22 protein-coding genes are annotated in these 21,254 nt (G+C 67.0%); 8 read left to right on the forward strand and 14 right to left on the reverse strand.

Going from position 1 to position 21,254, the window contains the following annotated elements; translation table 11 throughout:
* Positions 1-47 precede the first annotated feature (47 nt).
* Complete coding sequence (pdxS, locus tag NDI56_RS08835; protein WP_310919101.1) at positions 48-956, forward strand: pyridoxal 5'-phosphate synthase lyase subunit PdxS; 909 nt, start codon at positions 48-50, stop codon at positions 954-956.
* Between the two features lie 75 nt (positions 957-1,031).
* Positions 1,032-2,240, forward strand: coding sequence for a mechanosensitive ion channel family protein (locus tag NDI56_RS08840; RefSeq protein ID WP_310919102.1), 1,209 nt, complete (start codon positions 1,032-1,034; stop codon positions 2,238-2,240).
* On the opposite strand, the gene NDI56_RS08845 is transcribed toward NDI56_RS08840, so the two are convergent.
* Positions 2,237-2,545: a hypothetical protein gene (locus NDI56_RS08845; RefSeq protein ID WP_310919103.1), complete on the reverse strand. Its 309-nt coding sequence runs from the start codon at positions 2,543-2,545 to the stop codon at positions 2,237-2,239. The two genes, NDI56_RS08840 and NDI56_RS08845, sit on opposite strands and share 4 nt — an antisense overlap.
* Positions 2,546-2,697: 152 nt before the next feature.
* Here NDI56_RS08845 and NDI56_RS08850 point away from each other — a divergent pair, with 152 nt between their 5' ends.
* From NDI56_RS08850 to hmgB, 3 genes are all read left to right on the forward strand, one after another.
* Positions 2,698-3,279, forward strand: coding sequence for a DUF2150 family protein (locus NDI56_RS08850; RefSeq protein WP_310919104.1), 582 nt, complete (start codon positions 2,698-2,700; stop codon positions 3,277-3,279).
* A 102-nt stretch (positions 3,280-3,381) separates the two neighbouring features.
* Entirely contained in the window at positions 3,382-6,234 is a 2,853-nt protein-coding gene (locus NDI56_RS08855; protein ID WP_310919105.1) for a PKD domain-containing protein, read from the forward strand.
* A 188-nt stretch (positions 6,235-6,422) separates the two neighbouring features.
* Positions 6,423-7,760: a hydroxymethylglutaryl-CoA synthase gene (hmgB, locus tag NDI56_RS08860; protein ID WP_310919106.1), complete on the forward strand. Its 1,338-nt coding sequence runs from the start codon at positions 6,423-6,425 to the stop codon at positions 7,758-7,760.
* Positions 7,761-7,933: 173 nt separating this feature from the next.
* On the opposite strand, the gene NDI56_RS08865 is transcribed toward hmgB, so the two are convergent.
* The 3 genes from NDI56_RS08865 to NDI56_RS08875 all read right to left on the reverse strand — a co-directional run bounded on the left by NDI56_RS08865 (position 7,934) and on the right by NDI56_RS08875 (position 9,897).
* A complete protein-coding gene (locus tag NDI56_RS08865) occupies positions 7,934-8,641 on the reverse strand; it encodes a helix-turn-helix domain-containing protein (protein ID WP_310919107.1) in 708 nt (235 codons plus the stop codon).
* A gap of 61 nt (positions 8,642-8,702) precedes the next feature.
* Positions 8,703-9,287, reverse strand: a complete 585-nt coding sequence (locus NDI56_RS08870; protein ID WP_310919108.1) for a type IV pilin domain-containing protein — start codon at positions 9,285-9,287, stop codon at positions 8,703-8,705.
* 43 nt (positions 9,288-9,330) lie between these two features.
* Positions 9,331-9,897, reverse strand: a complete 567-nt coding sequence (locus tag NDI56_RS08875) for a DUF7978 family protein (RefSeq protein ID WP_310919109.1) — start codon at positions 9,895-9,897, stop codon at positions 9,331-9,333.
* An 85-nt stretch (positions 9,898-9,982) separates the two neighbouring features.
* On the opposite strand from NDI56_RS08875, the gene NDI56_RS08880 reads away from it, so the two are divergent.
* Positions 9,983-11,446, forward strand: coding sequence for a replication factor C large subunit (locus NDI56_RS08880; protein WP_310919110.1), 1,464 nt, complete (start codon positions 9,983-9,985; stop codon positions 11,444-11,446).
* 1 nt (position 11,447) lies between these two features.
* Here the strand turns inward: NDI56_RS08880 and NDI56_RS08885 are convergent, their stop codons facing one another.
* From NDI56_RS08885 to NDI56_RS08905, 5 genes are all read right to left on the reverse strand, one after another.
* Positions 11,448-12,431, reverse strand: a complete 984-nt coding sequence (locus NDI56_RS08885; RefSeq protein ID WP_310919111.1) for an amino acid ABC transporter permease — start codon at positions 12,429-12,431, stop codon at positions 11,448-11,450.
* Positions 12,428-13,171 (reverse strand): amino acid ABC transporter ATP-binding protein, encoded by a 744-nt coding sequence (locus tag NDI56_RS08890; RefSeq protein WP_310919112.1) that lies wholly within the window; start codon positions 13,169-13,171, stop codon positions 12,428-12,430. The genes NDI56_RS08885 and NDI56_RS08890 overlap by 4 nt, the downstream gene beginning before the upstream one ends.
* Positions 13,168-13,842 (reverse strand): amino acid ABC transporter permease, encoded by a 675-nt coding sequence (locus NDI56_RS08895; RefSeq protein WP_310919113.1) that lies wholly within the window; start codon positions 13,840-13,842, stop codon positions 13,168-13,170. The genes NDI56_RS08890 and NDI56_RS08895 overlap by 4 nt, the downstream gene beginning before the upstream one ends.
* A 4-nt stretch (positions 13,843-13,846) precedes the next feature.
* The gene (locus tag NDI56_RS08900) at positions 13,847-14,635 is read right to left on the reverse strand and encodes a basic amino acid ABC transporter substrate-binding protein (RefSeq protein WP_310919114.1); all 789 of its coding nucleotides are present in this window, start codon (positions 14,633-14,635) and stop codon (positions 13,847-13,849) included.
* Positions 14,636-14,715: 80 nt separating this feature from the next.
* Positions 14,716-15,216, reverse strand: coding sequence for a COX15/CtaA family protein (locus NDI56_RS08905; RefSeq protein WP_310919115.1), 501 nt, complete (start codon positions 15,214-15,216; stop codon positions 14,716-14,718).
* A gap of 202 nt (positions 15,217-15,418) precedes the next feature.
* Between NDI56_RS08905 and NDI56_RS08910 the strand changes: the two genes are divergently transcribed.
* Positions 15,419-17,674, forward strand: a complete 2,256-nt coding sequence (locus tag NDI56_RS08910; protein ID WP_310919116.1) for an NADP-dependent malic enzyme — start codon at positions 15,419-15,421, stop codon at positions 17,672-17,674.
* 17 nt (positions 17,675-17,691) lie between these two features.
* On the opposite strand, the gene NDI56_RS08915 is transcribed toward NDI56_RS08910, so the two are convergent.
* Entirely contained in the window at positions 17,692-17,937 is a 246-nt protein-coding gene (locus NDI56_RS08915; protein WP_310919117.1) for a DUF8015 family protein, read from the reverse strand.
* A 187-nt stretch (positions 17,938-18,124) separates the two neighbouring features.
* On the opposite strand from NDI56_RS08915, the gene NDI56_RS08920 reads away from it, so the two are divergent.
* Complete coding sequence (locus tag NDI56_RS08920; RefSeq protein WP_310919118.1) at positions 18,125-19,018, forward strand: NAD-dependent epimerase/dehydratase family protein; 894 nt, start codon at positions 18,125-18,127, stop codon at positions 19,016-19,018.
* An 18-nt stretch (positions 19,019-19,036) separates the two neighbouring features.
* On the opposite strand, the gene NDI56_RS08925 is transcribed toward NDI56_RS08920, so the two are convergent.
* The 4 genes from NDI56_RS08925 to NDI56_RS08940 all read right to left on the reverse strand — a co-directional run bounded on the left by NDI56_RS08925 (position 19,037) and on the right by NDI56_RS08940 (position 21,143).
* On the reverse strand, positions 19,037-19,699 hold the full coding sequence (locus NDI56_RS08925; protein ID WP_310919119.1) for a ribonuclease H family protein: 663 nt from the start codon (positions 19,697-19,699) through the stop codon (positions 19,037-19,039).
* 101 nt (positions 19,700-19,800) lie between these two features.
* The gene (locus NDI56_RS08930; RefSeq protein ID WP_310919120.1) at positions 19,801-20,043 is read right to left on the reverse strand and encodes a DUF8028 family protein; all 243 of its coding nucleotides are present in this window, start codon (positions 20,041-20,043) and stop codon (positions 19,801-19,803) included.
* 203 nt (positions 20,044-20,246) lie between these two features.
* Positions 20,247-20,660: a DUF8009 family protein gene (locus NDI56_RS08935; protein WP_310919121.1), complete on the reverse strand. Its 414-nt coding sequence runs from the start codon at positions 20,658-20,660 to the stop codon at positions 20,247-20,249.
* A gap of 45 nt (positions 20,661-20,705) precedes the next feature.
* A complete protein-coding gene (locus NDI56_RS08940; RefSeq protein ID WP_310919632.1) occupies positions 20,706-21,143 on the reverse strand; it encodes a pyridoxamine 5'-phosphate oxidase family protein in 438 nt (145 codons plus the stop codon).
* Positions 21,144-21,254 lie beyond the last annotated feature (111 nt).

The following is a 21,254-nucleotide window of genomic DNA, read 5'->3' on the forward strand; positions in this document are numbered from 1 at the left end:
CAGGCGAAGGACACGCGTTAAGTAAATCCAGTCCTAAGCCCGGCGTAATGCCTGAAGCTACCGATTTGGAGGAACTCCGCCGCGGGACCGATCTCGTGAAACGCGGCTTCGCGAAGATGCAGAAAGGCGGCGTCATCATGGACGTCGTCACGGCCGAACAGGCCCGCATCGCCGAGGACGTGGGTGCAGTGGCCGTGATGAACCTCGAAGCGGTGCCCGCCGACATCCGCAAGCGCGGCGGCGTCGCGCGGATGGCCGACCCCGCCTCGCTGCAGTCGGTCATCGACGAGGTCTCTATCCCGGTGATGGGGAAGGCCCGCATCGGCCACACGAAGGAAGCCGAGATTCTGGAGGCCGCGGGCGCGGACATGCTCGACGAGAGCGAGGTGCTCACCCCGGCCGACGACCGCTACCACATCGACAAGCGGGACTTCACCGCGCCCTTCGTCTGTGGCGCGCGGAACCTGCAGGAGGCGCTGCGCCGCATCGACGAGGGCGCGGCGATGATTCGGACGAAAGGCGAGGCCGGTACCGGCGACGTGAACCAGGCCGTCCACCACCAGCGCAACATCAAGGGCTCCATCCGCAAGCTCGAAGGGATGAGCCACGAGGAACGCGAAAAGTGGGCCCGCGAGCACGAGGCGCCCGCCGACCTCGTCCACGAGACCGCCGAGATGGGGCGCCTGCCCGTCGTGAACTTCGCTGCCGGCGGCATCGCGACGCCCGCCGACGCGGCCCTGATGATGCACCACGGCTGTGACGGCATCTTCGTCGGCTCGGGCATCTTCGGTGCGGAGGACCCGGAGGCGATGGGGACGGCCATCGTCGAGGCCGTCAACAACTGGGACGACGCCGAGGCGCTGACCGAGATCAGCAAGAACGTCGGTAAGGGGATGAAAGGCGACGCGAACGCCGACCTCCCCGAGGAAGAGAAACTGCAGGGCCGCGGCGTCTGAGCGGCCGTTTGTCGCGGCGGGGTCGGGTCTATCGAAAGACGAAGAACCAAGTCGGTCGGTACGTGACTGAGGGGTGTGCAGCAGACGGAGACCGCGGCGACCGACGCAAACGAGGGTATCCTCGACCTCGTCAGAGCCTTTCAGGAGTCACTGGAAGGGCTCGCGGCAACGCAGGGTCGCCTCGTCGCGACTGGCCTGCTCGTGGCGGCGCTGTTCGTCAGCGTCGTCGTCGTCCCGGCGCTTCTCTCCCGGCTCCGGGCGGCCTCACTCGGTCGATTGGGGACGGAGCAGTCCGGGAACTGGCTCCAGGTCGTCGCGGGATACACGCCGACGACGTTCCGGGGCCTGTTGTTGCGGACGGCACAGCTTACGGTGTTTTCTATCGTCGTCGTCTCGTTTCTCGTGGTCTGGGGCGTCGCCGACATCGTCGAAGTGCTCCAGCCGTATCTGGAGGACAGGGACCCCACGCTCGTGCCGACGATTCAGACCCTCGTCCTCATCATGCTGGCGTTCGTCGCGTCGGACCAGCTCCAGCGGTGGATAGACCGGTTCAGCACGGCGCTGTCGGATTTCACCGAACACCAGGAGGAGATCCTCCTACGGGTGGGGCAGGTCACCATCTTCGTGACGGTCGGCGCGACGATCTTCGCGGTGTGGAGCATCAACGTCGGCGGCCTGCTCGTGGGGGCCGGCTTTCTGGGTATCGTCGTCGGCTTCGCCGCGCGCCAGACGCTGGGCTCGCTCATCGCCGGCTTCGTCCTGATGTTCTCCCGGCCCTTTACCATCGGTGACTGGGTGGCCATCGGCGAGCAGGAGGGTATCGTCACCGACATCACGATATTCAACACGCGACTGGAGAACTTCGACGGGGAGTTCGTCGTCATCCCGAACGACAGGGTGAGCGACAGCGCCATCACCAACCGGAGTCGGAAGGGGCTCTTGCGGCTGACCCTCGACGTGGGCGTCGACTACGACACCGACGTGGACGCGGCGAGAGAGCTCGCCCGCAAGGCGATGATAGACGTCGCCGACGTCGTCGATTCGCCGCCGCCACAGGTCGTCCCCAAGTCGTTCGGTGACTCCGCCGTGGTGCTCGAACTGCGCTTCTGGATCGACCACCCGACGCCGCCCCGGAAGTGGCGGGCGGTCTCGGCGGTCGTCCGGGCGGTCAAGACGGCCTTCGACGAGGAGGGAATCTCGATTCCCTTCCCGCAGCGCACACTCACAAGGCGCGGGGACGACGCGGCCACGGACCACCCCCACAGCGTCACGTCGGAGGACTAGTCGAAGAGCCCGTCCAGAACCAGCCCGGCACCCAGCAGCCAGCAGCCACTGAGCAGCGCAAGCGTCGCGACGTGGAACAGCCAGCGGAGGCCGAAGCCGGCAAACAGCGGTCCGTCCATCGCGTGCGTCGTGACAGCCACCGCGACGGCGGGCGAACCGGCCTCCGTGACCAGCCCCGCGGCGGCGCCCGCGACGAGGGGGACTGTGACGGCGATGAGAGCGAGTCCGACCCGTGTCAGAACGGTGCCCACGGTCGCCGGGTCGAGGCGACCGGTGGCCCGGACCGTCGAACCGCGATGTGCCATGTCTAGACACACCATCCGAGCGCCGATAAATCCCGGCACCGAACCAGGTGAGCATGAGTCCACAGGTCCGACTGCCGTCGCACGGTTTCCTCCTTACAGCCAAGGGAACCGCCTGTCGAAGCTATTATCCCCGGGCGCACGTACGGGGAGATATGAGCACGCCGCCGGGGGAGTACTACACCGACGAACGCTGGCAGAACTGGCTGGACCGTATCGAAAACGAGGGGATAGACCCCGAAGACGAGGACTCGGCGCGCCTCCTGTTGAACCTGCAGGACGACGCCGCCATCGCCGTCGCGAAGATACTCACTGACTACGACGACGGGGAACTGGACGAGGAGACGGCGCTGTCGGAGCTCGCGGGCGTCCGGGAGATAGTTCTCGACGATATCACCATCGACGACGAGGAGACGCTGATGCTTATCGACGGCGTCCAGACCTCGCTGGTCTGTGTGTTCTACGCCGCAGAGGAGTACACCGCCGAGGGCGTCGCGAGCGAGGCGACCGTCACGGACTACGTCGGCGCGGCCGCCGACGCCGAGGCCGAGGAGGACCTCGACGCGGCGCTTGGCTACTGCGTGCAGGCGGGGACGCGTATCATCGACGGCGACGAGCTCGCGATGGAGGTCGTCGAGGACCTCGAATACGGCCTCGTCTCCGAGTGGGTCAACGGACTGGACAGCCTCCAGACCGCGCTGTCGGACCCGGAAGTCGTCGAGGAAGACGAGGACTGAGACGGGCAGCCACGCGTCGGATATCGCTGACGCGAGTCGGCGGACGTCGCAGCGTCCGAGCCGGCGGATAGGCTTTTACGTGGTACTACGTAAGTAGTCGGCATGGATTTGGTCGGGGACCGGCGAGGGCAGTCGATTCAGATAGGTGCCATTCTCCTGTTTGCCGTCCTCGTCATCGCCTTCGCCAGCTATCAGGCGTTCGTCGTCCCCAGCCAGAACAGCGAAGTCGAGTTCAACCACAACCAGCAGGTCCAGTCGGAGTTACAGGACCTGCGCAACGCTATCGTCTCCGTCGGCGGCGTCGACCGGAGCCGGAGCGTCTCCGTCCGGCTCGGGACCCGCTATCCGAGCCGGCTGGCGGCCCGCAACCCCAGCCCGCCCTCGGGCTCGTTGCGGACGGTCGGGACGACCGACGAGCGCGTCGACCTGACCATCGCGAACGCGCAGGCCAGCGGTGAGGCCGGCGACTTCTGGAACGAGAGCCAGCGCTACAACACCGGTGCCATCACCTATCGGCCGAGCTACAACGTCTACACCAACGGCCCGACCACGACCTACGAGCAAACGGTCCTCTACAACCGGTTCCGGACCGGCAATACAACCGTCGCCAACCAGTCGTTCATCGACGGGACCGACATCTCGCTCGTGGCGCTCAACGGGACGCTGTCGCGGTCTTCGACCGGGACCACGTCGGTCGACGTCCGGTCGGTCAGCAGCTCGACCGAGCGAATCCGACTGACCGACGACGGGACACCCATCAACATCACGTTCACCTCTACGCGGCCCGCGACCTACTGGGACTTCCTCGAGAACACGCAGCCAAACGTCACGGACGTACGCCTCGCATCCAGCGGCAACGGGTTCTACAACGTCACCGTCGAACTCCAGCCCGATCAGAGCTACATGCTGCAGTTGACGAAAGTCGGTGTCGGGACCGGCGTCATAGACGAGCCGGCGGCGTACCTCACCGACGTCGAGTGGGACGGCGACTCCGTCCCGCAGGGCGGGACGAAAGAGCTGACCCTGGAAGTGCGAGACCGGTTCAACAACCCGCCGGGCGACGCCGGCGAGCTGACGGTCAACGCGTCCGTCGCCGACGACGGGTCGTTCCAGTCGTCCGGTGCCGGAGACGCGACCAAGACGCCCGACGAGGACGGGAAGGTGACGTTCGTCTACGAAGCTACTGGGTCGGCTGGTCGACAGGAGATACGTTTCAGCTACACGACCATCAACGGGAGCTTCGAGGCGTCGACGCCCGAGGACGTCTCGGTGAACGTCACGGTACAGCCGTCGAGTAGTGGTGGCGGCGGTCGACTGGTGAGCCTGAACAACGGACAGGCGTTCGACGGCAACGGTAACGGGGTCGCGGGGGCGTTCTCCGTCACGGTGGAGAACCGAGTCGGACGGCCAGTCGAACTCACCGACGTGGCGGTCGTGCCCGAGAACAGCGATATCAACGGGCTCTCGGACGAGTCGGATGGAACTGCGCCGGGCGAATCAGAACTCGCCGTCGAAAACCTCGCAACGGGCGAGACACGGGTCGTCGAACTGGGTCTGTTTACCGGCGCCCAGTACGGGTTCGTCTCCGGTCGCGGCACGGTGCTCTCGCTCGAGAGCCCGACGGACGAGGAGACGTACAGTGTTAGCAGCGGCTCCTTTGGCACCGTCGAAACCGACCTCACGGGTTCGGCTATCGAACTGGGGTCGGGCGAGTCGGCCGACGTCACCTTCGCGGAGTTCTGGACTGTCGGCGGCTCGACGGCCGTGCCCGCCAACGTCTCCGGCGAAACGTTCCGTCTGGCGGTTACCTACGCGGCGGGCGGCTCCCGGGTCGCCGACGAGTTCGTGGTCAACGTCGCCCCGCCGTCGGCCAGTCCCGGGAACTCGCCGCCGATGGCTGATATCGCCGGGCCGAGCTCGGCGTCCGTCGGCGACCCGCTCACCTTCGACGCGGGAGGTTCGAGCGACCCCGACGGTGACACGCTGAGCTACGAGTGGGACCTCGACGACGACGGCGCCTACGACGACGACACCGGTGAGACGGCCTCGACGAGCTTCGGCAGTTCCGGCGACCAGACTGTCTCCGTGCGGGTGAGCGACGGCAACGGCGGGTCCGATACCGCGAGTCAAACCGTGACTGTCAGTGGTGACAGCGGGGCGACGACGGTGTATCCGACTGCGTTCAACGACCGGGACAACGACAACACCGAGTCCGGCGAGGACGAGTCGCTTCCGCCGGCTCCCGCCGAGAGCGGGAACCTGGCTTCGTTCTCGAACATGCAAGCGGCCGACGGCTCGTTGACGCCGGTTCAGGACGGTGGACAGACCACCAACGTCGGAATCGAGCTCGACGGTATCACCACGAGTGCGGACGACTACCGCATCGAGACGCGGTACGAGAGCCGGGAGTACGGTGGCGTCGGAACGCTCGACCTGGTCGTCGTCGACAGCGACGGGAACGAGCTGCAACGCAAACCGCTCCGCAACACCGGCGAAACCGACACCCTGTCGTTCACGGTCAACGACGCCGCGGAGCAGGCCATCTCGAACTCGGGGGCCGTCTACCTCGTGGTCGAAAAGACAGGTGGTAACTACGCTCGCGTCGACTTCGATTACATCCGTGCGACGGCGCTGACCGACGGCGACGCGAGGGCGGGCGGACCGCCGTCTGCCTCGGTGACTGTCACGACCGGGAACTGCAACAACGGCAATGGCGCTGGCTACTGTGCCGCGTGGAGTGCATCCGACACCGACGGTGACCTCACGAACGTGACGACGGTCATCGAGGACAGCGACGGAAACGCCCTCAGTACGGTGTCGAACACGTTCGGACAGACCAACTCCCGGAACGGTGAGGACCGCCACGAGGGCATCAGCGGGACGGCGGCGAAAGTCCGGGTTATCGCGACTGACGCCAACGGTAACGAGGTCACGTTCACCAGACCGGCACCCTGACAGTTCGAGGGTGGTACCGATTTCTCACGGGGAATACTCGTCCTAACGGTCGTGCCGTGTCTTTCCCCAGTTCCAGCGGAGACGAGGGGACAAGTCCGCTCGGCGTCCGGGCCAGCCGACGGCGTGGTTCGACATCTGTCGAATGCATGGTCGACACTCATATATACGTACACGCTGACCCTCCGGTAATGACAGCAGTCGGCATCGACGCGATGGAAATCTGGACAGGAAAACTCAAACTGGACCTCGCGGAGACGTTCGCGCCGGCACAGGGCGACGACCCCGGCAAGTACACGAAAGGGCTCGGGCTGCACGCCTCCTCGTTCCCCGACGTCCACGAAGATATCGTGACCATGGCGGCCAACGCCGCCCACCGACTGATGGACCGGAAGGGGCTCGAACCGGAGGACATCGGCCGTATCGACGTGGCGACGGAGTCCTCCTTCGACAACTCGAAGCCCGTCTCGACGTACGTCGCGGGCTGTCTGGAGAAGGTGTACGAGGGCGACTTCCATCACGCCAACAAGGGCGAGCGGAAGTTCGCCTGCATCTCCGGGACCCAGAGCCTCGACGACGCGTACAACTGGATTCGCGCCGGCCGGAACCGGGGCCGGGCGGCCATGGTCATCGCGACCGACACCGCGCTGTACGCCCGGGACGACCCCGGCGAGGCGACCCAGGGCTCCGGTGCCGTGGCGATGCTCGTCGACGAGGACCCCGACCTCGTCGAGCTCTCGATGGAGCAGGGCTTTGGCAGCGCCGACGAGACGGACTTCCTCAAGCCCAACCAACAGTTCCCCTCCGTCGACGGGAAGCGTTCGGTGAAGGTGTACCTCGCCCGGTTGCGCGAGGCGCTCGACGACTTCGCCTCGGTCGCGGGCGACATCCACCCCGAGGACTACCCGCTCATCCCGTTCCACACGCCGTTCCCCGGGATGGTCCGGAAGGCCGCGGCGCTGGGCTACCGACACGTCACCCGTGACACCGAAATCGAGGACGAACTCGCCGAGGAGATCGGCTACCAGCCCGTTCCCGACGCCTACGACTCCGACGACGCCTTCTACGAGGCCATCCGGGAGTACACCGACGCGCTGACCGAGACCGAGCGCTACCGCGACTGGTACGCCGAGACCATCGACCCGACGCTCGAAATCTCGCGCCACGTCGGCAACTGGTACACCGGCTCGGTCCACATCGCCCGGGCGGCCGGCCTGAAACACGCCCGGGAGAACGGTCGCGACCTGAACGGCAAGAAGCTCCTGGTCGCCTCCTACGGCTCCGGCGCACAGGCGGAGGTCCACGCCGAGACCGTGGTCGACGGCTGGGAGGCCGAAATCGCCCAGCTGAACGTCGACGAGCAGATTCGCAAGCGGTACGAGATGTCCTTCGAGGAGTACGAGCAGATTCACGACGTCCACAACCACGACACCGAGGCCGACGCCGAGGCGTTCACGGAGCCCGAGGCGGAGTTCGTCTTCGACGGCTGGGGCCGGATGGGCGAGCGAACGTACACGTACGTCGACTAGTCCGATTTTCGACTGGCGTTCGTGCGGGTAGAGACTGTTGACAGCCGGAGAGCCCCGCAATCGACCGCTCCGCGAACGGCCAGAGAGCTCCGAAAGCGCCCTCTGCCCTCGCGGTCCGCTCACTCCAACCCGTACCGGTTGGTCGACCGCACGAGCGCCACCGGAGAGCGCGACTAGGGCAGCCCGCGCAGCCCGTCCAGCACCGTTTCCAGCTCCGCGTCGGTGACGGCGAGCGAGACGTCGTCGATGCGGGCCAGCTCCGAAGCGTGTTCCCAGATAGCGTCGCTGTCGAGGCCGTGCAAGACGACGGCGCTCGGCGTCGGTGAGAGGACGCGCATCGCGACCAGCGGCGACTCGCCGCGGGTGACGCCGGTGAAGACGAGCGCCCGGTTCGTCGACTGGCCGTACAGCTGGTGGAACTGGTCCGAGGAGAGCCGCGTGATGGCCGCGATGGAGTTGATGACGGTGTGGCCGGCGACGGTGTCGGCCCCGCCGCGGTGGATCTCCTCGGCGTCGATGGCGTCGTACACCCGCTCGACGCCCACGTTGGCCGGGTACTCCCGGAGGTCGTGGACGACGTCGCTATCGAAGCCCGACGAGAGGACGCGGGCGTACTGGCGGATGTGGTTGCCGCCGCGGCCCTCGTCGATGTCGAGCAGGGCGACGACCAGCCGGCGGACGACGCCGATACCGGGGTTGTCCCGGCGACCGCTCTCGTAGTCGGAGACGACCGACGGCGACACGTCCAGCCGGTCGGCGAGCTGGGTCTGTGCGATATCGAAATCGGTGCGCCACTTCCGGAGTGTCGCCCCGGGGTCGTCGCTGAGCGCGACCTCGCCGGCGATCTTCTCCGCCAGTTCGTCACGGACACCCCGTGCCATTAGGTGACGAGAAAGGTGGACGCGGACAAAAACGTACCGGAGCGCGGGCCCGGACGACGTCTCAGTCCGCGCGAACGGGCTGGTCGATGACGACGCTGTCGGTCGGTGTATGGACGACACGGACGGTGAAGCTGTCGCCGGTGTCGAGGGGGCACTCCCGCGTCGAGAGCCGGAACTGGACCGTCTCGCCGGCGGACCACTCGCCGTCGTCGTCCACGTCGCCGGTGCCGATGGGTCCCTCCACCGAGTTCGCGGCGTTGTCGAAGACGTCGTCGCCGCGGACGTACTCGCTCGTGGGGCGCGGGTCGTCGCCCGACGCCGGGAGGTTCACCAGCCGGCCCGTCTTCCCGCAGGCGTCGCTCGCGTCGACGGCGATTTCGATGTCGCGCACGGTCAGCGTGTCGCCCGCCTCGTGGGTGACGCGGACGACCTGCTCGTCGTAGCGCCCGCCGCCACTGGCGTAGCGCTCGTAGGTCCCGCTCGACTGGGCGACGGTGGGGGCGACCCCGGTCAGTTCGTCGGCGAAACCGAGCGCGGTGGCCGAGACGGCGGCGGCCAGCAGGAGCGCGAGGCCGACCAGCAGGACGGTACCCACGACCGGCGATAGCGCCCGGTCGTCCGGGGGAAGGCAGATCGCTCGTACCACGACCGACGCTGGCCGCGGCTTCCGATAAAAACAGTCGGGCGGCTTACTCCCCGGCGAGCACCGCGCCGACGACGGCCCCGACTGTGCCGAACACGACGGGGTAGACGACGCCGGCGAGGACGACGGCCGTCAGTAGCGTCGGCGACCCGCCGCTGTTCTCACCGATGCTGATGGCAAACAGCACGGCGCCGCCGACTGCCAGCGGGAGATAGCCCAGAGCGACCGAGGGGCCGACTCTGAGCGCGTCCGCGGCCTCGGTCACCCCGTCCAAGCGCGCCGCGGCGAGGCCGGCGGCGGTCAGGAGAGCGGGCGGAATCAGGTACAGCACCGCCGACAGCGAGTCGCTCTCGGCGACGAAGTTCACCGCGTCGGTCCCGCCGAACAGCGGGACGTCGATGGTGACAGTCGTCGTGACGAAGTGGGCGTTGAAGACGAGCCAGCCGACGACTTTCCAGTCGGCGTTCTCGTCGCCGAAGGCCTCGGCGACACCGGTCAACAGGGAGTCCCGGACCGTCGAGATTGTGAGCGCGTATATCAGCACGTACGTGATGGCGAAGGCGACGACACCCGCGACGGCGGCGGTGCCGTAGCGACGGCTGTTCAGGTTCATAGCGGATTGGACCCGGGCCGGCCCCGGTATAGGTCTTCGGGCCGCTCCGCAACCCCTAAACGACCCTCGCGCCAACCACGGACCAATGGACTGGACCGAGAAGTACCGCCCGAGCACGCTCTCGGAGGTACGGGGGAACAACAAGGCCCGCGACAGCCTGAAACAGTGGGCCGACACGTGGGCGGACCACCGTGAGGCCGTCATCCTCCACGGCACGCCCGGCGTGGGCAAGACCTCCGCGGCCCACGCGCTCGCCAACGACATGGACTGGCCGACCATCGAACTGAACGCCAGCGACTCGCGGACCAAGGACGTCATCGAGCAGGTGGCCGGCGAGGCCGCCAAGTCCGGGACGCTCACCGCCGGCGGGGCCGGCCGCCGACTGGTCGTCATGGACGAGGCCGACAACATCCACGGGAACGCCGACCGCGGCGGCGCGCGGGCCATCGGGTCGCTGGTCAAGGAGGCCAGCCAGCCGATGATACTCATCGCGAACGAGTACTACGAGATGTCGAACAGCCTCAGGAACAGCTGTCAGGACATCGAGTTCTCCGCGGTCCAGAAGCGCTCTATCGTCCCCGTCCTGCGGGATATCTGCCGCAAAGAGGGCATCGAGTACACCGACGCCGCCATCGAGGACATCGCCGAGCAAAACAGCGGCGACCTCCGCGGGGCTATCAAGGACCTCCAGGCCACCGCGGAGGGCCGGGACCGCATCGAGGCCGACGACTACGTCTCCGGCGAACGGGACACCTCCTCGGGCATCTTCGAGTATCTGGACGTGGTGCTCAAGGAGGGGGACGCCGAGACGGCGCTGAAGGGGAGCTACGACGTCGACGAGACGCCGGACGACCTCATCAACTGGATAGAGGACAACATGCCCAAAGACTACGAGGGGGCGGAACTCGCGCGGGCCTACCGCTCGCTCTCGGACGCCGACCGCTGGCTCGGTCGCGTGCGGGCGACACAGAACTACTCGTTCTGGAAGTACGCCGGCGACGCGATGACCGCCGGCGTCGCCGCCGCCCGCGACGGCACCAAAGGCGGCTGGACCCGCTACGGCCCGCCCAGTTACTGGTCGAAACTCGGCCGCTCGAAGGGGGCGCGGTCGACGCGGGACTACGTCGCCCGCCAGATCGCCGCCATCGACGGCGTCTCCATGCGCACGGCGCGCCGGGAGATCATGCCCTTCCTTGCGACGATGACACACCACTGCACGAACCGCGAGCTGACGGTTGCGATGGCCGCGACCTACGAGCTGGAGGCCGACCACGTCTCCTTCATCACCGGCTCGGGCGAGTCGACGAACAAGGTCCAGTCCATCGTCGAGGACGCCGAGCGGCGCCGGGAGGAAGCTGCGGTGGAACACTCCGGCGGGGCGTTCGAGGGCGGCGTCGCCGGCGGGACCGACGACGGTGAGCGCGCCGAGGAGTCCGAGAGCGATGCACAGGCGACGCTGGCCGGAGACGCGTCCGAAGAGACCGAGGAGACGCCCGACAGCGAGAGCGCGGACGACGACCAGCAGTCCGGGCTCTCGGATTTCATGTAGCTCAGCCCTGTCGCCGCCCGCCGAGACCCGGAATCGCCGTCCGTTCTTCGACGACGTTCATCGCCACCGACGCCGAGACGACCAGCGCGATGTAAAACAGCGCCGCGAGCACGTAGAGCTCGGTGTAGCGGAACGTTTCGTTGGCGATGCTTTCGGCCCGGAAGAACAGCTCCCGGACGGTGATAAAGGACGCCAGGGAGGAGTACTTGATGAGATAGACGAGCTCGTTCGACCAGCCCGGGATGGCGTAACGAAGCCCCTGTGGGAGCACGACGTAGCGGATGCCCTCGCGCTTCGAGAGCCCGATGGACCGGGCGGCGGTCAGTTGTCCCGCGTCGACGGATTCGAGCGCCGAACGGATGTACTCGGCCTGATACGCCGCGCTGTTGATTGTGAAGCCGACGATAGCGACCAGCGCCGCCGTCCCCGGGACGAACCCCGAGCCGACGCCGGGCACGTAGCGGAGTAGCTTTGTCGACGGCAGGCCGAAGTACAGCAGGAACAGCTGCGCCAGCAGCGGCGTCCCCCGGATGAGCTCGGTGTACGACAGCGAGAGCCAGCGCAGCGCCCGCCCGCCGTACACCCGGGCGACCGACAGCGGCACCGCGAGGACGAAGCCGAGCGCGATGCCGACGACGGTCAGGACGATGGTGAGCCACGCGCCGCGGGCCAGCGCCGGAAGCGAGGGGATGGCGCCGGCGACGAACGATAGCAGCCCGGCCGCGAACGCGAGCGGCGCGCCGGCGACCCCGAGTGAGGACGCCGTCGCGGTGAGGGACTCGGCGGCCGACGCGAACGGCGCGGCCGGGAAGAACGACTGGTCGCTCGGGAGCGCGACGGCGGCGGGAAGCAGGAAGTCGTTGGTCCAGCGGACGACCAGCCAGCCCCAGAACACCGCGAGGCCGAGCAGCGCCCACGGCCGGTCGGTGTCGACGTCGATGGTCGTCCGGACCTGCTCGGCCGCGGTGGGGTCCTCGGCGCTCATCGCTGCTCGCCCGACTGGAGGCCGGTGAGAAACGTCTCGGTTCGGTCGTGTTCCGGGTGCTCGAACAGCTGTTCGGGCGGCCCCGACTCGACGACGCGGCCGCCGTCGAGGAAGTGGATGTCGTCGGCGGCCGACCGGGCAAAGCCCATCTCGTGGCTGACGACGAGCATCGTCATCCCGCGGTCGGCCAGGTCACGCATCACGTCGACCACCTCGCCGACGAGCTCCGGGTCGAGCGCGCTGGTCGGCTCGTCGAACAGCAGTAGTTTCGGCTCCATCGCCAGCGCGCGGGCGATGCCGACCCGCTGTTGCTGGCCGCCCGAGAGCTCGGCGGGGTACGAGTCCGCCTGGGCCGCGAGTCCGACCTGTTCGAGGTGCGCCGTGGCCGCGTCGGTGGCGTCGGCCGCGGGCATACCCCGCACCCGTTTCAGCCCGAGCGTGACGTTTTCGAGCGCCGTGAGGTGGGCAAAGAGGTTGAAATCTTGGAACACCATGCCGACGTCCTGTCGGAGTTTGTTCACGTCCGTCTCCGGGGCGGCGACGTCGGTTCCGTCGAGCCAGATGTCGCCGCTGTCGATGTCGGTCAGCCGGTTGATACAGCGCAACGTCGTCGACTTCCCGCTGCCGCTGGGGCCCATCAACACGTCGACGTCCCCGCGGTCCATCTCGAAGCTGACGCCGTTCAGTACCTCCTCGTCCCCGTAGGACTTGTCGACGTTCTCGACTCGTAGCAGTGTCATCTGTTTTCTCCCGAGGGAATCGCGTAGTAGTCGGCCAGTCGGTCCAGCCCGCGGTTGGTCACGAACGTCAGGACGAAATACACCGCGCTGATCGCCAGAAACACTTCGAGGACGGCGGTCGAACGCCCGCTCTGGGTGAACAGGTCGTACCCCCGCGTCAGCAGCTCCGCGAGGCCGATGGCGAAGGCGATGCTGGTGTCTTTCAGAACGATAGTGAACTCGTTTTGGAAGCCGGGCATGCTGCGGCGCAGCGCCTGCGGGACGACGACGTGACGGATAGCCTCGAAGCGGCTCATGCCGACTGCGCGGGCCGCCTCCAGTTGTCCCTCGTCGACACTCTGGATCGCCCCTCTGAATATCTGTGACTGGTAGGCCGCGCTCCGCAGTCCGAGGCCGACAGTCGCCGTCACGAACGCCGACTTCGAAATCGAGACCACGAAGAACAGCACGAGCATGATGACGACGATAGGCGTGCCTCGGAGGAGAACGCCGCCCGTGCTCACGAGCCGCTGTAGCAGGCCGTCACCGTACACTTCGAGCGCCCCGGCGGGGAATCCCAGCAGGAACCCCACGGCGAGGGCCGCGAGCGTCAGCCCGACTGTGACGGTCGCACCGCCAAACAGGTAGCCGAGATTGTCGACGACGAACGCCCAGTCACCTGCCTGTAACATCGGTCTACTCGCCGAACCACTTCTGGGTCAGTTCCTCGTAGGTGCCCGACTCGCGGACCGTCCCCAGCCCCTCGTTGAGGGCGGACTGGCGGGCCTCGTCGCCCTCTCGGACGCCGAAGCCGAACTTCTCGCCTGTCTCGTAGACGAACGCCACCTCGACGGGGCGGTTCGCCGCGAAGGAGTTGGCGACGGGGACGTCGATGACGACGGCGTCGACGTTGCCGTTCTCGAGGTCCTGAATGGCCAGTACGTAGTTGCCGTAGGCGTTGTACTGGTTCTCGGTGATCTCGTCTCCGACGAGTTCGTCCTGAACGGTGCTCTCCCCGGTAGTTCCTTTCTGTGCCCCGACGGTTCGGTCCGCGAGGTCCGGGAGGCTCCCCGGCGAGAAACTGCCGTCCGACCGTACGACAATGGCCTGGTCGGAGGAGTAGTACGGGTCGCTGAAGTCGATGTTCTCGTCGCGGTCGGGGCCGATAGTCAACCCGGCGGCGATGACGTCGATGTTGTTGTTGAGCAGCGCCGGGGTCAGCGAGTCGAACTTGAACTCCTCCCAGCCCGACAGCGTGTAGTCGGTCTGCTCGACGACGGCCGTCAGCAAGTCGACGTCGAAGCCGACGAGCTCCCCGCCCTCTTTCATCTCGAACGGCGGGAAGCCGGGTGCGGTACCGGCCGTAATCGTCCGTTCGTCGCCGTTACTACTGTCGTTGCCGGAACAGCCGGCCACCGACAGGGTGACGGCTGCCCCGCCGACCGTGGTGAGATACCGCCGTCGCGAGAGTCCTCTCTCAGACATACCCGACCATCGGGGTATGCCGGGATGAGTGTTACGAACGGAACAACACGTGTTGTAAAACGGTCGACAGTGTGTGCCGTTCAGTCGGAGCTCGGTGTCGCGTCGGTGTCCGTCCCCGACTCGGCCGATGTATCGGCGGTCGCCGTCGTCGCGGACGCGTCGTACGACCACGCGGTCGCGGCGACCAGCGCGGTCAGGATCGCCAGCGCGGCGGCGTGGTGGAGCACCTGCGCGGCCGCCCCGAAGTTGACGATGGTGTTCGCCCCGAGCAGTATCTGGACCGGGAGCACCACCGTAGCGACGGCGGTAGCGTACTTGAGTCGGGACGAGTAGTCACCGCGCCAGGCGGCGGCGGTCGAGCCGAGGATGGCGAAGCCGGTTATCATCGCCACGAAACGGTGGAACCACTCGACGAAGCTCGCCCAGTTGGCCGGGAAGAGTCCGAGCCAGCCGTCACACAGCGGCCAGCGGCCGTCACAGGTCAGCCCGGCACCGATGGCCCCGGTGTACACCCCGAGCAGGATGAGACCGAAGGTCAGCGCCGTCGTCGCCGTGAGCAGCCGGCGGAAACGGGTGGTCATAGTTGCCACTGAGGACTCGACGTACTTAGGAATCGCTCTTTGCGGTCGCCGCTCCCGCCCCCGTCGTCACGGGGCGGCCGCTCGTCGTCGGTACGAGGGCGCAAGCGGTCGCTATCGCGGTCGGCGGTGACGACCCAGACGTGTCCGACGCACCGCCCATGTGCCAGCGTACATTTATACGGCCCCCTGACTCCCATTCCCTATGGGACTCGACGAGGACGCACTCGACTATCACAGCCAGGACCCGCCGGGCAAGATAGAGATCGCGACGACGAAACCGACCAACACCCAGCGGGACCTCTCGCTCGCGTACTCGCCCGGCGTGGCCGCGCCGTGTGAAGAGATAGCCACCGACGCCGAGAAGGCCTTTCGCTACACTGCGAAGGGGAACCTCGTCGGCGTCGTCTCCGACGGGACGGCGGTGTTGGGGCTGGGCGACATCGGCCCCGAGGCCTCGAAGCCCGTGATGGAGGGCAAGGGCGTGCTGTTCAAACGCTTCGCGGACATCGACGTCTTCGATATCGAACTCGACACCGACGAAGACGTGGACGTGATGGTCAACGCCATCGGGGCGATGGAGCCGACTTTCGGCGGCATCAACCTCGAAGACATCGCGGCCCCGGAGTGTTTCGAGGTGGAACGGCGTCTCCGCGAGACGATGGACATCCCCGTGTTCCACGACGACCAGCACGGCACCGCCATCATCTCCGGGGCGGCGCTGGTCAACGCCGCCGACATCGCGGGCAAGGAGCTCGCCGACCTGAACATCGTCTTCTCCGGAGCCGGTGCGAGCGCTATCGCGACCGCCCGTTTCTACGTCTCGCTGGGCGCCGAGCGGGACAACATCACCATGTGTGACTCCTCGGGCATCATCACCGCGGACCGCGCCGACCACGAAGGGCTCAACGAGTTCAAGTCGGCGTTCGCCCGCGACGTGCCGGAGGGCGACCTGGCCGACGCGTTGGCCGGCGCGGACGTGTTCGTCGGCCTCTCCGTGGGCGGCATCGTCGACGAGGCGATGGTCCGGTCGATGGCTCAGGACCCGATTATCTTCGCGATGGCCAACCCCGACCCCGAAATCGACTACGAGACGGCCAAACACGCCCGCGACGACACCGTCATCATGGCGACGGGACGCTCCGACTACCCGAATCAGGTGAACAACGTGCTGGGCTTTCCCTTCATCTTCCGGGGCGCACTGGACGTGCGGGCCACCGAAATCAACGAGGCGATGAAAGTCGCCGCGGCCGAGGCGCTGGCCGAGCTGGCGCGCAAAGACGTGCCCGACGCCGTAGTCAAGGCCTACGGCGACCAGCCGCTGCAGTTCGGGCCGGAGTACATCATCCCTAAACCGCTCGATCCCCGCGTCCTCTTCGAGGTGACGCCGGCCGTCGCGGAGGCGGCGATGGACAGCGGCGCGGCCCGGACGGAGCTTGACCACGACACCTACGTCGAGGAACTGGAGGCCCGCCTCGGGAAGTCCCGCGAGATGATGCGCGTCGTGTTGAACAAGGCAAAGAGCGACCCCAAGCGCGTGGTGCTCGGCGAGGGCGACGACGAGAAGATGATTCGCGCCGCATACCAGCTCGTCGAGCAGGGTATCGCGGAGCCGGTCCTTCTGGGCGACGCCGAGAAGATAGAGGCCACCCGCCGCCGGTTCGGCCTCGAGTTCGACCCCGTCGTCGTCGACCCCGAGACGGCAGACATCGAAACCTACGCCGACCGCCTGTACGAACTGCGCCAGCGCAAGGGCGTCACCCGCCGGGAGGCCGAGGAGCTGCTCCGGAACGGGAACTACCTCGGTAGCGTGATGGTCGAGATGGGCGACGCCGACGCGATGCTGACTGGGCTGACCCACCACTACCCGCGGGCGCTGCGCCCGCCGCTGCAGGTCATCGGCACCGCCGAGGACGCCGACTACGCGGCCGGCGTCTACATGCTGACGTTCAAAAACCAGGTCATCTTCTGTGCCGACACCACGGTCAACCAGGACCCCGACGCCGACGTGCTGGCCGAAGTGACCCGCCACACGGCGGACCTGGCCCGCCGGTTCAACGTCGAGCCCCGCGCGGCGATGCTGTCGTACTCGAACTTCGGCAGCGTCGACAACTCGGGGACCCAGAAACCCCGCGACGCGGTCGCCAAACTGCAGGCCGACGACCGCGTCGACTTCCCGGTCGACGGGGAGATGCAGGCCGACACCGCGGTCGTCGAGGACATCCTCAACGGGACCTACGAGTTTTCCGAACTAGAGGACCCCGCGAACGTGCTCGTCTTCCCGAACCTCGAAGCCGGCAACATCGGCTACAAACTCCTCCAGCGACTGGGCGGCGCCGAGGCCATCGGGCCGATGCTCGTCGGGATGGACAAACCGGTCCACGTCCTCCAGCGCGGCGACGAAGTGAAGGACATCGTCAATCTCGCCGGCGTGGCAGTCGTAGACGCACAACAGGAGTAGCGTACGCCGAGTAACGGTCACTTCAGCCGTTCAGTCGGGGGGTTCAGAAAGAGCGCGTCCGCGAGCACCGCGACACCGAGGACCGACCCCCCTGCGAGCGCGGTGGGCAGGGCCACGCCGAAGAGCCCGCTGGCGACAGCGGTCAGTAGGAACGCCATCGGGATAAGGGCCAGCACGATGTCGTAGCGCGAGACCTGCCAACGCCGCGCTCGCTGGTTTCGGTACTGTCCGTCGGGTCCGCGTGTTTGTCGTCCGGTACTCATTTTCGACAGCTCTCACCGGAGAGTATGTATCTCCCCTCACTTAAAATTTGAGCTGTGTGACGTTTCGGGAACGTCCTCGAAGTCACAAACAATCATCGCCATAACTTATCGGTCGCGTCCACAGAGCGACGGCGCTCACGCTAGCGGACCGCAGGAACCTTTCAATCTACCGGATGTACGCCGGTACATGACAGAGACGGTCGCCGTCACAGGCGGGAACGGTCGCATCGGTGGGGCAGTGCTCGAACACCTGTCCGGCGAGGGGTTCCGGACGGTGAACCTCTCGCGCGGGTCCCGCGAGGAGTCACACGCGGACGCCTACCTCCGGACAGACCTGCTGGAGATGGGGGAGGTGTACGGCTCGCTCGCCAAGAGCGACGCCGACGCGGTCTGTCACCTCGGGATGATTCCGACGCCCGACGCCGGACCGGGGTTCCGGACCTTCGAGAGCAACGCGATGTCGACCTACCACGTGCTGGAGGCGGCGGGCGAACTGGGCGTCGAGACCGTCACCCTCGCGTCGAGTCTGAGCGCCATCGGGGGCGGCTTCGAGCCCGACCCGATCACCGTCGACTCGCTCCCGGTCGACGAGACCCATCGGCTCACGCCGTCGACGGCCTACGGCCTCGGGAAACAGACGCTAGAAGCGGTCGCCGACGGGTTCGCACGGCGGGCCGACGGCCCGCGGACCATCAGCTCACTCCGGTTTCCGTGGGTGGTCGACGACGAACTGGCCCGGGAGACGTTCGTCGAACCGGACCGGCGCCTGGCTGCGTTGCGTGACTCGCCGCGGTTTCACACCCAGCGCAACACCCTCTTTGCCTACGTCCACGTCTCGGACATGGTCGAACTGGTCACCGAAACGCTCACCGCTGGCTTCGACGGCCACGAGCGGTTCTGGGTATCGGCGCCGGACACGGTGACGGAGACGCCGACGGCAGCGGTTCTCGCGGCGGTGTACCCGGACGCCGAACGCCGTGACGGGTTCCCCGGGGACGAGTACGCGTCGCTCGTCGACACGGGGAAGGCACAGTCGCTGCTCGACTGGACACCGCAGTGGCAGTGGCGACACCACCGCTGACGCCGAGTGGCCGGCCGCTCAGTTCGAGGCCTCGCCGCGGTCGGCCCGCGACGGCGGCGGGACCCGTTCCTCACCGCTCGCCGACTCGGAGCGCAGACAGCGGTCCGGTTCGGCGTTGACGTGGTCGTACTGGTCCGGCGCGTTCGCCAGCGGATGGGCCGGGTTCCGGTCGCTCGATATGCGCGCGGCCCTCACTTCTCCGAAGCCGTTGATGCGGGCCTGAATGCCCCGCCAGTGGAGCCCGGTCGCCGGCGGCACGCTGACGCCGTGTGGCGGGTCGTAGGCGGAGCCGTGTGTCGCCAGCACCTCGGCGTTGACGTTCTCGGCCAGCTGGTCGTGGTCGATGAGCAAGCCGACGCGGGCGTCCGTCGGGGCCCGCGACGCTAACACGTCGAGTCCCAGATGGAGCGCCCGATACTCCGCGACGTTGTTGTCCGGGGCGCTGTCGGGCACCGACAGCCGGACGACGCGCTCGCCGTCGAGCGTCTCGATGACGACGCCGAGCCCGCCGGATTCGGTGGGCGTCCGGTCGCCGTTGACGGGCCCGCCGCTGTGCGGTCGAAACGAGCCATCCGTGGCGATGTAGAAGTCTCGATGGTGGCTACGAGGCGGGTGAGCGATATGCGGCGTCGGTGACTCATCGAACAGGTCTCGTAAGGTCGGCCGGCCATAAGCGGCCATACGACAGGTAAGTCAAGCGGGATATTAAATATGTGGCCCGTTCGACCGGACAGACCGGGCCAGAAACCGCTCGATACCGATGGGTCCGTCGTGACTGTCGCTCACTCGCCGGCGTAGGAGTGACCGACGAGCAACGCGGCGACGTTCGCCAGCACCAGCAGACCGAACGCCGTCCGAACGGCGGACGACCCGAGACCTGTGGCGAGTAGCGGGACGTAGAGGAACGGGAGGGCGATGGCCATCCAGAAGGCGAAGCCCCGGACCGGTGCGACGACTGACCGGCCGAGGCTGGGGACAGCCTCGTCGACGAGCGCGAACAGTTCGTGTACTGACGAACTAGGCATGGTGGCAACTGCTACAATCTACAGGGGAGAGTGTCTTATAACCGAGAGAGGTTTCGCTATATTTCGGCCCGTTTCACGCTGCTAGGAGGCACATTGTGTACCTTTCATCACCGCCCCGTAGCAATCGAGAGCTTTTATCGGCACCTCTGAGCGCGTGAGAAGGTATCTGCCCGCCTATATACCGCTCCCCCGTGCTCCGGAGGCTATGGGCCGAGCACCGAGACGTCGATATCGCGGTCGAGAGCAGGAGGTGTCACGGTGTCGGTGACGTGGTCGAGTACTGTCTCCCGCCAGTCGTCGAGTCGCTGTTCGTGATACTCGCGGTGCCGGTCGACGGAGTAGGTCGCGTCGTCGGCCGAGCGGAGTTCGTCGGCCGTCTCGTCCGGCGTGGGATAGGGCGGCGCGTCGTCGTCGAGAAACGCCGCAGGCGGGACGTGTAACGTCGCGCTATCGGTCTCGTCCCGAACGACGTGCAACCGAGCGCGCATCCGCCCGCTGAACGGTGGGGTGACGCGCAGGACGGTCCGGGGACCCCCGCGAGCGTCGGCTTCCACTGCCGCGAGGAGGTCCTCGGCGCTGACGGCGAGCGACCGGAGCACCGACGGGTCGGTAGTCATCGACCGACCGTACGGGCGGGCGGTACAAAGCGCCGACGAAACGACTCACATTCGGTCACTGTAGTCCCACGAGTGGAGGCGGTCGGGCGCGATACTGACGCGGACCTCACTGCGGTCGGGCGAGAGCAGTTTCTCGGCGAACGGGCCGTCGGTGCCGCCGAGATATCGGTCCAGCAGCGCTCGAAGGACGGCTTTCTCCGGGTCGGGTTCGACCGTCGCCGTCCCGTTGCCCCGGACGCCGCGATAGGGCGGGTCGTTCGTCGACACCTCGAAGGAGACCGACGGGTCGTGGTCGAGATACGAGACGACGTCGGCGTCGGCGGCCGTCGCACACTGGAGGGCGCCGTCCCGGTACCGATACCACAGCGAGAGCATCCACGGGTCGCCGCCGGGCCGCCGGCAGCCGAGTCGGACCGGTATCGTCTGTTCCTCGAGGAACGTGGCGACCTCCTCCCGTGACCACGCGCCAGTGACAGTCACCATGGGGAGTTCGTAGGGCGGCCGCCGGTATCTGTGCTGGGGTGGCATCGAGGAGAATCAGTTCTGATAATTTTGAGGGTGGATTTATCATGGTGCTTATGTCATATATCGTAC

Source organism: Halomicroarcula saliterrae, from assembly GCF_031624395.1.
GTDB lineage: Archaea > Halobacteriota > Halobacteria > Halobacteriales > Haloarculaceae > Haloarcula > Haloarcula saliterrae.